This is a genomic window from Parajatrophihabitans canadensis (assembly GCF_053764775.1).
In genome coordinates, this window is sequence record NZ_CM132445.1 from 1957412 (window position 1) to 1970054 (window position 12643).

The 12643-nt window shown below is 61.6% G+C and carries 10 protein-coding genes and 2 tRNA genes; 8 read left to right on the forward strand and 4 right to left on the reverse strand.

Annotation, left to right across the window (positions count from 1 at the left end; translation table 11 throughout):
- Window positions 1-55 precede the first annotated feature (55 nt).
- A complete protein-coding gene (locus ACSMXN_RS09675; protein ID WP_022911658.1) occupies window positions 56-922 on the reverse strand; it encodes an LLM class flavin-dependent oxidoreductase in 867 nt (288 codons plus the stop codon).
- Window positions 923-1035: 113 nt separating this feature from the next.
- Window positions 1036-1106 (reverse strand) — tRNA-Gly (locus ACSMXN_RS09680).
- A gap of 154 nt (window positions 1107-1260) precedes the next feature.
- Between ACSMXN_RS09680 and ACSMXN_RS09685 the strand changes: the two genes are divergently transcribed.
- The 8 genes from ACSMXN_RS09685 to ACSMXN_RS09720 all read left to right on the forward strand — a co-directional run bounded on the left by ACSMXN_RS09685 (window position 1261) and on the right by ACSMXN_RS09720 (window position 10906).
- Window positions 1261-1337: transfer RNA gene (locus ACSMXN_RS09685), tRNA-Pro, on the forward strand.
- Window positions 1338-1475: 138 nt separating this feature from the next.
- The gene (gene tig, locus ACSMXN_RS09690) at window positions 1476-2915 is read left to right on the forward strand and encodes a trigger factor (protein ID WP_022911659.1); all 1440 of its coding nucleotides are present in this window, start codon (window positions 1476-1478) and stop codon (window positions 2913-2915) included.
- Between the two features lie 270 nt (window positions 2916-3185).
- Window positions 3186-3764 (forward strand): ATP-dependent Clp protease proteolytic subunit, encoded by a 579-nt coding sequence (locus tag ACSMXN_RS09695; RefSeq protein WP_051148755.1) that lies wholly within the window; start codon window positions 3186-3188, stop codon window positions 3762-3764.
- 15 nt (window positions 3765-3779) lie between these two features.
- A complete protein-coding gene (locus ACSMXN_RS09700; RefSeq protein ID WP_022911661.1) occupies window positions 3780-4436 on the forward strand; it encodes an ATP-dependent Clp protease proteolytic subunit in 657 nt (218 codons plus the stop codon).
- A gap of 325 nt (window positions 4437-4761) precedes the next feature.
- Window positions 4762-6042 (forward strand): ATP-dependent Clp protease ATP-binding subunit ClpX, encoded by a 1281-nt coding sequence (gene clpX, locus ACSMXN_RS09705; RefSeq protein WP_022911663.1) that lies wholly within the window; start codon window positions 4762-4764, stop codon window positions 6040-6042.
- Window positions 6043-6428: 386 nt separating this feature from the next.
- A complete protein-coding gene (locus ACSMXN_RS09710; RefSeq protein WP_081648904.1) occupies window positions 6429-7217 on the forward strand; it encodes an RIO1 family regulatory kinase/ATPase domain-containing protein in 789 nt (262 codons plus the stop codon).
- A 337-nt stretch (window positions 7218-7554) separates the two neighbouring features.
- Window positions 7555-8199 (forward strand): winged helix-turn-helix domain-containing protein, encoded by a 645-nt coding sequence (locus ACSMXN_RS09715; RefSeq protein ID WP_022911665.1) that lies wholly within the window; start codon window positions 7555-7557, stop codon window positions 8197-8199.
- Window positions 8200-8263: 64 nt separating this feature from the next.
- Window positions 8264-10906 (forward strand): valine--tRNA ligase, encoded by a 2643-nt coding sequence (locus ACSMXN_RS09720; RefSeq protein ID WP_022911666.1) that lies wholly within the window; start codon window positions 8264-8266, stop codon window positions 10904-10906.
- Here ACSMXN_RS09720 and ACSMXN_RS09725 read toward each other — a convergent pair.
- The gene (locus ACSMXN_RS09725) at window positions 10901-11755 is read right to left on the reverse strand and encodes a nitrilase-related carbon-nitrogen hydrolase (RefSeq protein ID WP_022911667.1); all 855 of its coding nucleotides are present in this window, start codon (window positions 11753-11755) and stop codon (window positions 10901-10903) included. The genes ACSMXN_RS09720 and ACSMXN_RS09725 overlap by 6 nt on opposite strands.
- Window positions 11756-11766: 11 nt before the next feature.
- On the reverse strand, window positions 11767-12561 hold the full coding sequence (locus tag ACSMXN_RS09730) for an N-acyl homoserine lactonase family protein (RefSeq protein ID WP_022911668.1): 795 nt from the start codon (window positions 12559-12561) through the stop codon (window positions 11767-11769).
- Between the last annotated feature and the right edge of the window lie 82 nt (window positions 12562-12643).

Here is a 12643-nt window from a genome sequence, read left to right on the forward strand (position 1 = left end):
GCAATCTCAACCAACAACCCAGCAACCCACAAGTATGAATTGGCTCGAGGTCATGTCAGGTTTGCAGATCGCCGACAGCCTCGGCAAGCTCTTGCAGTTCTTCGCGCCATCCCCGTTCCGACGGCGTTGGTCTGACCACGAACTTCGACAAGCCTGCCTGCATGAACTCTTGAAGCCGGTCGCGCAGGGCCGAGGTCCCGACCGGCATCAGAGTCGAAGGATCGACGTCGCGTCCCTTGGTGCGCGTGGCGATTGCGGCGAGTTGGCCGTCGTCCAATGGACGGTGGCTGTAACCGATGCTGATGCCGAAATGTTCGGGATCGATGGCCCGCCCAGTTCTCTCCGCGGTTTCGTTGATCACTTGCATACCAGCCGCGGCCTCGGCCGGCGTGCACATGGCTGTCAACCAGCCGTCGCCGAAGCGGCCGCAGCGCACCAGGGCGGCCCGAGCGATGCCGCCAAGCCAGCATTCGAGCGGCTGCTGGAGCGGGTGTGGGGCGATGGAGATGCCCTCGACTTCTTCGCCTGCCCACCAGCGGCGCAACTGGGGGAGGGTGCGTTCGATCGCTGGTCCGCGTTCGGCGGGCGGAACTCCGATGGCCGCGCGCTCGGGCCCCTGCATGAGGCCAGGTACGAAAGTGACGAGCAACCGACCGCCACTCAGGACGTCCAGGGTGGCCAGTGACTTGGCCAACCGCGCTGGATTTCGGCCGGGCAGCAGCATCGTCGTGCCGAGTTTCAGTTTGGGATCGAGCTGGGCGGCCCAGCCGAGCGCCACCAGTACATCGGGTCCTGATGAGGTCAGGACCTCCGGAATCCAGATCGAATCGAAGCCGAGCTGGCGGATCGAGCGCACCATGTCGGCGTAGGACCGGGGCTCCACGTCGAAGGCGCCAACGCCGATGCCGATTCGGTACTTCATGTGCTCTCCGCTCTGACCGCGTCGTATTCGTTTGTTTCGAAATGCCGAGCGAGCCCCCCGAATCAACAAACGAAAAAGAGGCTCCGCACGCTGCACGGGGCCTCTTTCGTCCGAGCGGGCGACGGGAATCGAACCCGCACAATCAGTTTGGAAGACTGAGACTCTACCATTGAGCTACGCCCGCAATGCCCGTTTCGTCCAGCGATCCATCCAGCAATCAACAAGCCGTCCGATCCGGGTTCTGCGGATACAGACTAGCGCGTGGTGATGAATGGGTTGGACCCCCGTACACTTCTCGGTCGGGACACCTCTCGCTCGTTCGCGCGCGAAAAGTGAGCCGGGGTGTAGCGCAGCTTGGTAGCGCATCCGCTTTGGGAGCGGAGGGTCGCAGGTTCAAATCCTGTCACCCCGACCAGTACGACCAGTTTGAGTAGTCACGAAGTAGCAAGGCCACACGAAGTAGCGAGGCCACACGAAGTAGCAAGGCCAGCAGTCAGCACCAAAGCGATACCCGAGTACCACCTGTCGAACTCCGAGGAGCGAAGAGCACATCGTGAAGAGCACCGTCGAGAACCTGAGCCCCACCCGCGTGAAACTCGCGGTCGAGGTGCCTTTTGACGAGCTGAAGGCCAGCCTGGACGAGGCCTACAAGGCGATCGGATCTCAGGTCAGGGTCCCCGGTTTCCGCCCTGGGAAGGTCCCCGCGCGCATCATCGATCAGCGCGTCGGCCGAGCGGCGGTACTCGAAGAGGCCATCAACAAGGCCTTGCCGCGTGCGTACTCCGACGCGGTGCGTGACAGTGGGGTCCGAGCGTTGGGCCAGCCAGACATCGAAGTCACCAAACTCGAAGACAACGAGCAGCTCGCCTTTACCGCCGAGGTGGACATCCGCCCCGAGATCACCGTTCCGGCTTACGACGGTCTGGCCGTGACGGTCGCCGACGCAGTCGTAAGCGATGAAGAGATCGCTGAGCAGTTCGAGGCGCTGCGTGCACGCTTCGGCACGCTCAATGGCGTTGATCGGGCGGTAGCGACCGGCGACTTCGTGTCGATCGACCTTTCCGCGAAGGTCGACGGCGAGGAGGTCGAGGGTGGCTCGGCCACTGGCCTGTCCTACGAGGTCGGGTCGGGAAACCTCATCGAGGGCCTCGACGAAGCCATCATCGGCAAGCTCGCTGGCGAGTCCGCAGCGTTCGCGTCCAAGATCGCATTCGGTGACCACGCCGGTTCAGACGCTGACATCAACGTGGTCGTGAACTCGGTCAAGGAGCGCGAGCTCCCCGAGGCCGACGACGATTTCGCACAGCTGGCGTCAGAGTTCGACACGATTGCTGAATTGCGGGACGATCTCAAGCAGCGCCTCACCCGTGTCAAGGGCTTGAGCCAAGGTGCCGAGGCCCGCGACAAGGTCCTCGAGCTGCTCGTTGAGCAGACCGAGGTACCGCTACCCGAGTCGTCGGTGCAGGCCGAGATCGATTGGCGCGAGCACGATGTGGTTCACCAGCTCGGTCACGATGATGCCGCGTTCGAACGCTATCTGGAGACCGAGGGCAAGACCAAGGACGAGTTCATCGCCGAACTGCGCGAGGTCGCCGAACGTTCTGTCAAAACCCAGTTCATTCTGGATTCCATCGCAGATGCCGAAGCAGTGGCGGTGTCGGATGCCGAGCTGACCGAGTACATCGTGCGGCAGTCCCAGCGGTATGGCGTTGCGCCCCAGGAATTCGCCGACCAGATCGTGCAGGCGGGAAACATCGCGGCGCTGGTTGCTGACGTACGCCGTAACAAGGCGTTGGCGACCGTCCTTGAGTCAGCTGCGGTCACAGATGAATCCGGCAACACTGTCGACCTGTCTGCGTTATCGACACCAGAAGGCCAGGCAGAGCTCGATGCTTATGACGATCTTGAAGCTGCCGATCTAGACGATGACGACCTTGCCGAAGACCTGATTGACGATGTTGCCGACGAGACGTCCGACGACGAAGCCAAATAGCGGGTCCGAATATCGCTGAGACTGGCATTTCACGCCCTGAGCGAACGGAGGCGGGTCTGGGGAGTCCCCGGCCCGCCTCTGCCGTTAGGGTCGATGTAGATGCAGCTGTACTTACAGCAGAGGAAGGAATGAAACGTGACTTCTCATGACGCGCAGTACCAGTCAGGTCCGTACGTGACAGGCCTGAGTGGCGCCACCCAGGCCATTCCAAGTCTGGGCTCCGTGCAGGGTCGAGGACCGATCGTCGAGGCCCGCGCCGCCGGCGCCGGCATGAGCTTGGGCGACTCGGTGTATGACCGACTGTTGCGCGAGCGGATCATCTTCCTCGGTCAGCAGGTTGACGACACCATCGCCAATCAGATTTGCGCCCAGTTGCTGTTGCTCTCGGCTGAAGATTCGAGCCGCGATATCAACCTGTACATCAACTCACCCGGTGGCTCGGTCACCGCGGGTATGGCAATCTTCGACACGATGCAGTTCGTCGAGTGCGACGTGGCGACCTACTCGCTCGGGTTGGCGGCGTCCATGGGCCAGTTCCTGCTTTCTGCAGGCCAGAAGGGCAAGCGATATGCGCTGCCCCACGCGCGCATCATGATGCACCAGCCGTCAGCTGGTATCGGAGGCACTGCCTCAGATATCGCGATTCAGGCCGAGCAGTTCAGACTCACCAAGAAAGAAATGGCTCAGTTGATCGCCGAGCACACGGGTCAGTCCGTGGAACAGATCCAGGCCGATTCCGAGCGTGACCGGTGGTTCACCGCCCAGCAGGCTCTCGAATACGGCTTCGTCGACCACGTGGTCAGCCGCGTCGCTCAGATGGGCGCCGGCAACGCTCCGGCGCCAGCGTAAGGAGATCCGAACACTATGAGTCAATTGTTTACGCCCGGCACCGGTGGCGGATTCGCGCCGCCGTCTCCGCAGAGCCGCTACGTCTTGCCGTCCTTTGTCGAACGCACCAACTACGGGATGAAAGAGTCGAACCCGTACAACAAGCTCTTCGAGGAGCGCATCATCTTCTTGGGTGCGCCGATCGACGACGTCGTCGCCAACGACGTTATTGCGCAGCTGATCTGCCTGGAGTCGACCGACCCAGACCGCGACATCTTGATCTACATCAACTCGCCCGGCGGCTCGTTCACTGCTCTCACGGCGATTTACGACACGATGACCTACGTGCGGCCAGAGATCCAGACGTACTGCATGGGCCAGGCGGCCTCGGCCGCGGCCGTACTGCTGGCGGCTGGCACCAAGGGCAAGCGTTTTGCCCTTGAGCACTCGCGGGTGCTTATCCACCAGCCATCGGGCGAGGGGCAGGGCCAAGTCACCGACCTCGAGATTCAGGCCAATGAAATCCTGCGCATGCGGGGGCTGCTTGAGGAGATCCTCGCCCACCACACCGGACAGACGGTCGAGCAGGTCAAGCTCGATATCGAGCGCGATCGAATTCTCACCGCCGACCAGGCCAAGGAATACGGCATCGTGGATTCGGTCATCACGACCCGCAAGCTCGTCAACGACTAGGCAACCAAACAACTAAGGTCTAGGCCACCAAACAACTAGGGCGACCAACTCATCTAAGGCGGCCAAACGTCTGGGCGCTTGAGGTCCTCGTCACACAAGTAACACACGCAACAGAAGTTGCCCCCAACACGGGACACGCGACTAAAGATGCGACTTCTCGGCCCGTACGGGGTAGCGTTTTCTTCTATGGCTGCCCTTTACGGGGCCGCGTCGGCAGGTTGACCTACCGGTCATCCAGGTGAATGCGGTACTACGACGGTACGATCACGGGCACGATGGATCAGCGCACATCTGACATGCACGCTATTGAGGGGACGGTCATCGGGTGGCTCGGGTAGGCGACGGCGGCGATCTGCTGAAGTGCTCTTTCTGCGGTAAGAGCCAGAAGCAGGTAAAGAAGCTGATTGCTGGTCCAGGCGTCTACATCTGCGACGAATGCATCGACCTCTGTAACGAGATCATCGAGGAAGAGCTGTCGGAGAACACCGAGTTCACTTTCGATGAGCTGCCCAAGCCCACCGAAATCCGGGAGTTCCTGAACTCCTACGTTGTGGGTCAGGACGACGCCAAGCGGACGCTCGCCGTAGCTGTCTATAACCACTACAAGCGAGTCCAGGCCGGAGCTGAGACCACCGGAAAGCGCTCGGAGTCCAACGTCGAATTGGCCAAGTCGAACATCCTCTTGCTAGGCCCGACCGGCTCCGGCAAGACGCTTCTGGCCCAGACGCTCGCGCGCATGCTGAACGTGCCGTTCGCGATCGCTGACGCAACCGCGCTGACCGAGGCCGGCTACGTCGGAGAAGACGTAGAAAACATCCTGCTCAAGCTCATTCAGGCCGCAGACTATGACGTCAAGCGGGCCGAGACCGGCATCATCTATATCGATGAGGTCGACAAGATCGCTCGCAAAGCCGAAAACCCCTCGATCACCCGTGACGTGTCCGGCGAGGGTGTCCAGCAGGCACTGCTGAAAATTCTCGAAGGCACCTCGGCGGCGGTGCCCCCACAGGGTGGTCGCAAGCACCCGCATCAGGAATTCATCCAGATCGACACCACGAACGTGTTGTTCATCGTGGGCGGCGCGTTCGCAGGGCTGGACAAGATCGTCGAGGGTCGAGTCGGCAAGAAGGGTCTCGGCTTCGGAGCCGAATTGAAGACGAAGTTCGAGGTGGACAGCACCGACATCTTTGCCGATGTCATGCCCGAGGACCTGATGAAATTCGGCCTGATTCCGGAATTCATCGGCCGCGTGCCGGTGATTACCTCCGTCAGGCCACTTGACCGCGAGGCCCTGGTACAGATTCTGACCGAGCCGAAGAACGCATTGGTCAAACAGTACGCACGGCTCTTTGAACTGGACGGCGTCGAACTGGAGTTCGCCGACGACGCGCTCGAGGCGATCGCGGATCAAGCCGTCAAGCGCCAGACCGGCGCTCGCGGTCTGCGCGCCATCATGGAAGAAGTCCTGCTCTCCGTGATGTACGAAGTGCCCTCACGGGAAGACGTCGCCAAGGTCGTCATCACCGCCGAAACTGTGCTCGAACACGTTTACCCGACGCTGGTCCCGCGTGCCGAGGTCGAAACACCTCGGGAAAAATCGGCCTAAGCCACACCCGCCCGAATCCGAGGTTCTGGGCGCCGCCCGACATTATGTTGTCGCGGAGATCGTCGCGGCGAGAAAATGATTTGCGCGATCCTGCGGGTACCGGCATTGTCTGGTTCGGTAACAGTCGCGGGTGAAACCGCCGACGTGATTAATCTGGCCCGAGTGTGAAGGAGGCGTCGATATGTGCATCGCCGTCCTGGGACGTACGCCGTCCTGCATTCCTTCGAGGCCGCTAGCACGCTGATTCTGATGTTCGGCGGCCTCGTACTCATCGAGGAGCCAATATCTTGTCGTCCAACGACTGTTTTGCCGTACCAGGAACATCATCACAATCATCAGAACCGGAACACCCAGCTGCACCGACGCTGCCGAGCATCGCGTTTGAGATGGTCGAAGGCCCGGGACCGGATCAGCGTTGGTCTACCTGGTCATCGGTGGTGAAGGGCGCTCATGGTCCTGGCCCACTTCCGGATTGGGTAGTCACTTCAGACGCGGCGCTCGACACCGAACTAGGCGTCTTGAAGTCTGGAAAAGAGGCTGACGTTCACCTGATCGAGAGGGCTGTACCGCAGGGTGCATCCTGTGTACTTGCAGCGAAGAGATATCGCGACCGCGAGCACCGGAACTTTCATCGAGACGCCGGCTACCTCGAGGGCCGAGTCGCCCGCCGAAGCCGAGATCAGCGGGCGATGTCGAACCGGACGAAATACGGCCTTCAGGTGCTGGCCGGTCAATGGGCGATGGCAGAGTTCACCGCGCTTTCTGACCTCTGGAGCCGTGGCGTTGTCGTCCCGTACCCAGTTCAGGTCGATGGCACCGAAGTCCTGATGGAGTTCATCGGCTCGGGCCGTGTCGCTGCGCCGCGGTTGGCGCAGCAACGCCCGGATCGTAGCGAACTCAGCGACTATTTCGACCAGATCATGCACGCCATGCAGCTGCTGGCAATGCAAGGCCAAGCACACGGCGATCTGTCGGCGTACAACGTCCTTGTGCGAGATGGCCAGCTCGTACTCATCGATCTTCCGCAGGTGGTGGACATCGTTGCGAATCCGCACGGTCTGGATTTCCTGGAGCGTGACTGCCGAAATATCTGCTCATGGTTCGCTGCACGGGGATTGGAACGAGACCCAGCGGAACTGCTCGGTCTGCTTGCAGCGATCGCATTCGGACGCTAGCGCGCTACCGCCCTGGTCTTGCGGGTTTGGAGCGTTGCGAATCTAGAGCGTTGCGAATCTAGAGCGCTGCGAATCTAGTGTTGCGAATGAAGCCCGCCAACGACGTTGCCGAGGCGGAATGCCTCGCAGAATGGATCCGGGCGCGCTTGCCGGGATCTGGGCGGCTGTGCCGCAACGCGATCGGATCTGTTCAGCGAGGCCTGCCGATCTGAGGCATGGCTATGGTTCAGCCCGCGCATCGTTAGCAGGAAGATCGGAGAAAGTATGAAGGACATGCTGTGAAGTTATTACTTCACACTTTCCCTGTCAAGTGGTCGCGACAGAATAAAGTAACTTCATGACCCGAACGCCACCACGGTCGCGCGCCCGCGCAGGCGCAAGCGCTGTAAGCAACCGAGATCCGGTAGTACTTACCGATCCGCGCGCAATCAAGGCTCTCGCCCATCCTGCCCGCCTCGCCGTGATCGACGAGTTCTTCAACGGGCGGCGGCTCACTGCGACGGAGTGTGCCGAAATCGCTGGACTCAGCGCAAGCGCAATGAGTTATCACCTGCGAGCCTTGGAGAAGTGGGGAATAATCCGCCGCTCGGAGGCGACACCTGACGGCAGGGAAAGGCCCTGGGAGGCCGCTGGCGACGGGTTACGGCTGGAATCGTCTGAACCCAGAGCGTCTCTCGCGGGGGAGTCGGTGCTGATCAATCGAATTCTTGACCGACAGCGAGCTGACGCACTCAACTGGATCGACCGCGACCATGAAGCGCATGCCGACTGGAAGGACGTGATGACCCTGAGCAGCCATGGCGCGTGGCTCACCGCGGCAGAGGCACAGCAATTGGCTTTGGAAATGCAGGCTGTTCTCGATCGTTACGAGCGAAAGGATTCGGATACCGGTCCAGACGGCAAAGCTGCTGACAGTAACGGTGCGATGAGGTTCGTCCAGGCTGTGTACTCGGTGATCCCAACGGAGCGCGCGAATTCCTGACCGGCGGTACGCGATCGGGCAGCTATGTGAACTCTCATTGCCGCGCTGTCCGTAGAATTCAAGGGTGACCGATTCCGCAAGCCCAGACGCTGCCAAGACCGAACTGCCGACCGCGTACGCGCCGGCGGAGGTAGAAGCATCGCTGTATCAGCGCTGGGTCGAGCGTGGTTACTTCACCGCGGATGCCACCTCAGAAAAACCCCCCTTCACCATCGTGATACCCCCTCCGAATGTGACTGGCAGCCTGCACATCGGGCACGCCTTCGAGCACACCCTCATCGACGCGCTCATCCGCCGTGCCAGGATGCAAGGCTACGAAACACTCTGGCTTCCGGGCATGGACCACGCGAGCATCGCCGTGCATGCGCTGGTCGAGCGAGCGCTCGCACTGGAGGGCACGAACCGGCGCGAACTCGGCCGGCAGGCCTTCGTCGACCGGGTTTGGGAATGGAAGGAAGAGAACGGCGGAGCGATTCTCGCCCAGATGCGACGCCTCGGCGACAGCGTTGACTGGACGCGAGAGCGCTTCACCATGGACGAGGGCCTTTCCAGGGCGGTCCAGACCATGTTCAAGCGGCTTTACGAGGACGGTTTGATCTACCGCGCTGAGCGGTTGGTCAATTGGTCTCCAGACCTTCGGTCGGTGCTCTCAGACGCAGAAGTGATCCACGAAGATGTCGAGGGCGAATTGGTCTCGATGCGATACGGCTCTCTGCGAGACGATGAACCCCACATCGTGGTGGCGACCACGCGGGTCGAGACGATGCTGGGTGACACTGCGGTTGCCGTCCATCCAGACGATCCGCGGTATACGAATCTTGTCGGCACTGAGATCGAATTGCCCTTGACGGGCAGGACGATCCCGATCATCGCTGACTCCCACGTAGATCCGGCCTTCGGTACCGGCGCGGTGAAAGTGACTCCGGCTCACGACCCCAACGACTTCGAGATAGGGCAACGCCATCAGCTGGCGATGCTTACCGTGATGGACGAGCAGGGCCGTATCGAGGGCACCGGAACCGAGTTTGATGGCCTAGATCGGTTCGAGGCGCGAACAGCAGTGCGCGAGAGATTACGCGAGCAGGGCCGTATCGTCGCCGAGAAGCGGCCGTATCTGCATTCGGTGGGCCACTCAGAACGTTCGCGGGAGCCCATCGAGCCGCGGCTCAGCTTGCAGTGGTTCGTCAAGGTTGCTCCGCTCGCAGAGGCGGCCGGGAACGCGGTACGGGACGGGTCGGTCCGGATCAGTCCTCCCGAGATGGCGCCTCGCTACCTCCAGTGGACCGATAACCTGCACGATTGGTGTATCTCGCGGCAGCTGTGGTGGGGTCACCGGATTCCGGTTTGGTACGGGCCAAACGGCGAGATGACGTGTGTCGGACCTGACGACGAGGTACCGAGCGAGGCGGCTGGCTGGCGTCAGGACGAAGACGTTCTCGACACCTGGTTCTCCTCCGGACTATGGCCATTCTCGACTTTGGGTTGGCCCGAGAAGACCGCAGATCTAGCGAAGTTCTACCCGACCTCGGTGCTCGTGACGGGGTACGACATCCTGTTTTTCTGGGTAGTGCGAATGATGATGTTCGGTCTGTATGCCATGAAGGACGAAACCGAGGACCAGGCCGTGCCGTTTCACACCATTGCCCTGCACGGCATGGTGCGCGACCAATTCGGCAAGAAGATGTCAAAGACGCGCGGTAATGGCGTCGATCCCATCGAATGGATGGATCGGTACGGCACCGACGCGCTGCGTTTCACCCTTGCCCGCGGAGCCAATCCGGGCACTGACATGCCGTTGGGCGAAGAGGCGGTCACCGGGTCTCGCAACTTTTGCAACAAGCTGTGGAACGCCACCAGATTCGCGCTGATCAACGGCGCGACGACCGAGGGTGAGCTACCTGCCGAACTGACGGGCGCGGACGCGTGGATCATCTCCCGGCTGAACGCGGTGATCGCAGAGGTCGATTCGCTCTACGCCGATTTCGAGTTCGCGAAGATCTCGGACGTTCTCTACCACTTTGCGTGGGACGAGGTCTGTGACTGGTATCTCGAGCTCGCGAAGGTATCGCTCGGCGGTGATGCGGTGGTCGCTGAACCGGGACGTGCGCGGACCACCCGGCGAGTTCTCGGCGAAGTCTTCGATGGCCTGCTGAAGTTGCTCCACCCCCTCATTCCGTTTGTCACCGAAACTTTGTGGACCGACCTGACGGGCGGGGAGAGCCTGGTCATCGCCCAATGGCCCGTTGCGGACCCAGAGCGTGTGGACAGGGCAGCCGAGCAGCCAATCGAGGCGCTGCAGGCCGTTGTTTTGGAGGTACGCCGGTTCCGCAGCGATCAGGGTGTCAAACCATCAGCGAAGATTCCAGCGCGATTCACTGGTCTCGCCGGGCATGAGCCGGAGATCCGAACCTTGCTGCGCCTGGAGGAACCCGGTCTGAGCTTTACTCCCACGGCCTCCTTGACGACCGCCGCCGGCGTCCAGATCGATCTTGATCTGTCGACTGCAATCGACAAGGACGCCGAGCGGGCTCGGCTCAACCGCGACCTCACAGTTGCCAGGAAGGACCTTGATCAGACCGCCAAGAAGCTGGGAAACCAGAGCTTCCTTGCCAAGGCGCCCGACGATGTTGTGTCCGGTATTCGCGAGCGTAACGCGGTGGCGGCGGCCGATATCGATCGGATCAAGGCCGCCTTGGACGCCCTATAGCGTTCGGTGACGGCCCTCGTTTGACATTGCTGACTCGGCTACAAGCTCGTAGAGCTCCGACCGTCGATCGGTGAAGACGTCATTGTGCGCTCCGAGCCGTTTGTCCCTGGCCGAGGCGTAGTCGACTTCGGCTGTCAACAGATCAACTCTGCCCGAAGCCGCCGCGTCGGTCAGCAGATACCCGTCCGGATCGACGATGACGGTGCCCCCGACCCAGTCGACGCCCCGCTCTGAGCCGCAACGGTCGGCAACCAGGACGTACATCCTGTTGACGGCGGCCGCCGCCTGCACCTTGATGGTTTCGATCCGGTCTGTTCTGCTCGGCCGCAGCGGTGCGTCACCGAGTGGCCAGTTCACCGGCGCGGCAAGGAGGTCGGCTCCGGCCAGCCCCGCCATCCGCGTCCATTCCGGAAATTCCAGGTCATAGCAAACCATGATGCCCACCCGTCCGACGGCCGTGGAGACCACCGGAGGCGGCTCGTTGCCGGCACGAAAGATCTCGTTCTCGGTGCCCCAGAGGTGAGCCTTACGATAGAGCGCCTTCACCGAGCCGTCCTCGATCAAGACCGCGCTGTTGTAGAGCTCGCCGTCCGATCCCAGCTCGCAAAACCCACCGACGACGATCACCCCATGGCGCGCGCTTGCCTGACACCACTCGCTCACCGTCGGACCCACAACGGGCTCGGCCAGGTTGCGGGCTTCTGCCTTGTCGACAAAGACGTAACCGGATTGGGTGAGTTCCGGGAGGACAACCAGCTCGGCCCCGGCCAGTGCGGCTTGCTCGATCGCGGTGCTGGCTGCCGCGCGATTGGCCGCGACCTCGCCAACGGCAAGGTGCAGTTGGCTCACCGCTACGGTGCTCAGCGGTGGCCATCCCGTGGGTGCCAGACCGCTTTCCAGAACACCGAATCGTGTCCCGGCACTACGCGGGCGTCCAGTCGCAGACCTTCGTCCATCAGATGATGTATCGAGCGCCTGGCCTTCTCCGCGTCTTCAGGCTCAGCAACCGAACCGCAGGGGATCCGTTCTAGCAGGTTTTCGCCGAGGTCAGCGGCGTCGGCTGCGAACAACCACGTTCCTGTGTCAGCCAGGTCCACTCGAAAAGACATATGCCCTGGGGTATGTCCAGGCGTCGACACCGTGAATACTCCCGGCGCCAACTCTGCGTCACCGCTGACCGTCTTGAAGATGATGTCCGGCCGTAGGTAATCGTCGGCGAAAAATGCCACCGACCGCTCGGAGCCCTGGGCCGCTCGCTGGCGACCGTACTCCAGTTCACGTTCTTGGATTACTACCGGGACTCCTGCTGCGGCGAGCAACGGGATTCCTCCGCTGTGGTCCAGGTGCAGGTGGCTGATCGCGGCCAGGCTGATATCGGCAACGCTGAAGCCAATTGACGCCAGCGCGACCTCCAGGGGATTGCCTTCCGGACCCCAAGGGTGCATCTGGGCACCGTATATCTCTGTGAGCAAAGACGCATTGCTGAGCGCTCGGGCGTTGATCCCGCTGTCCAGAAGCACCAATCCGTCGCTGGTCTCGATCAAGGCGCCATAGATCGGGGTTGCAATAACATGATCGCCGCCGCCGAGGACGGACAATGACTTGTGCACCAGTTCCGTTCCGTAGTGCAACATGAACATCCGGTTCGCGATCACGTGGCCAGTGTGCCAGCTGAAAGCGGCCGCGAGCAGCTTGGTCGGCTCATTTTACCCTGCGGTAACAACTAAAAACGCGTCA

Excerpts from the sequence above, each read along its gene's own strand:
- ACSMXN_RS09675 (WP_022911658.1), bottom strand. The coding sequence starts at position 922 with ATGAAGTACCGAATCGGCATCGGCGTTGGCGCCTTCGACGTGGAGCCC.
- ACSMXN_RS09695 (WP_051148755.1), top strand. The coding sequence starts at position 3,186 with ATGAGCTTGGGCGACTCGGTGTATGACCGACTGTTGCGCGAGCGGATC.
- ACSMXN_RS09700 (WP_022911661.1), top strand. The coding sequence starts at position 3,780 with ATGAGTCAATTGTTTACGCCCGGCACCGGTGGCGGATTCGCGCCGCCG.
- ACSMXN_RS09710 (WP_081648904.1), top strand. The coding sequence starts at position 6,429 with ATGGTCGAAGGCCCGGGACCGGATCAGCGTTGGTCTACCTGGTCATCG.
- ACSMXN_RS09715 (WP_022911665.1), top strand. The coding sequence starts at position 7,555 with ATGACCCGAACGCCACCACGGTCGCGCGCCCGCGCAGGCGCAAGCGCT.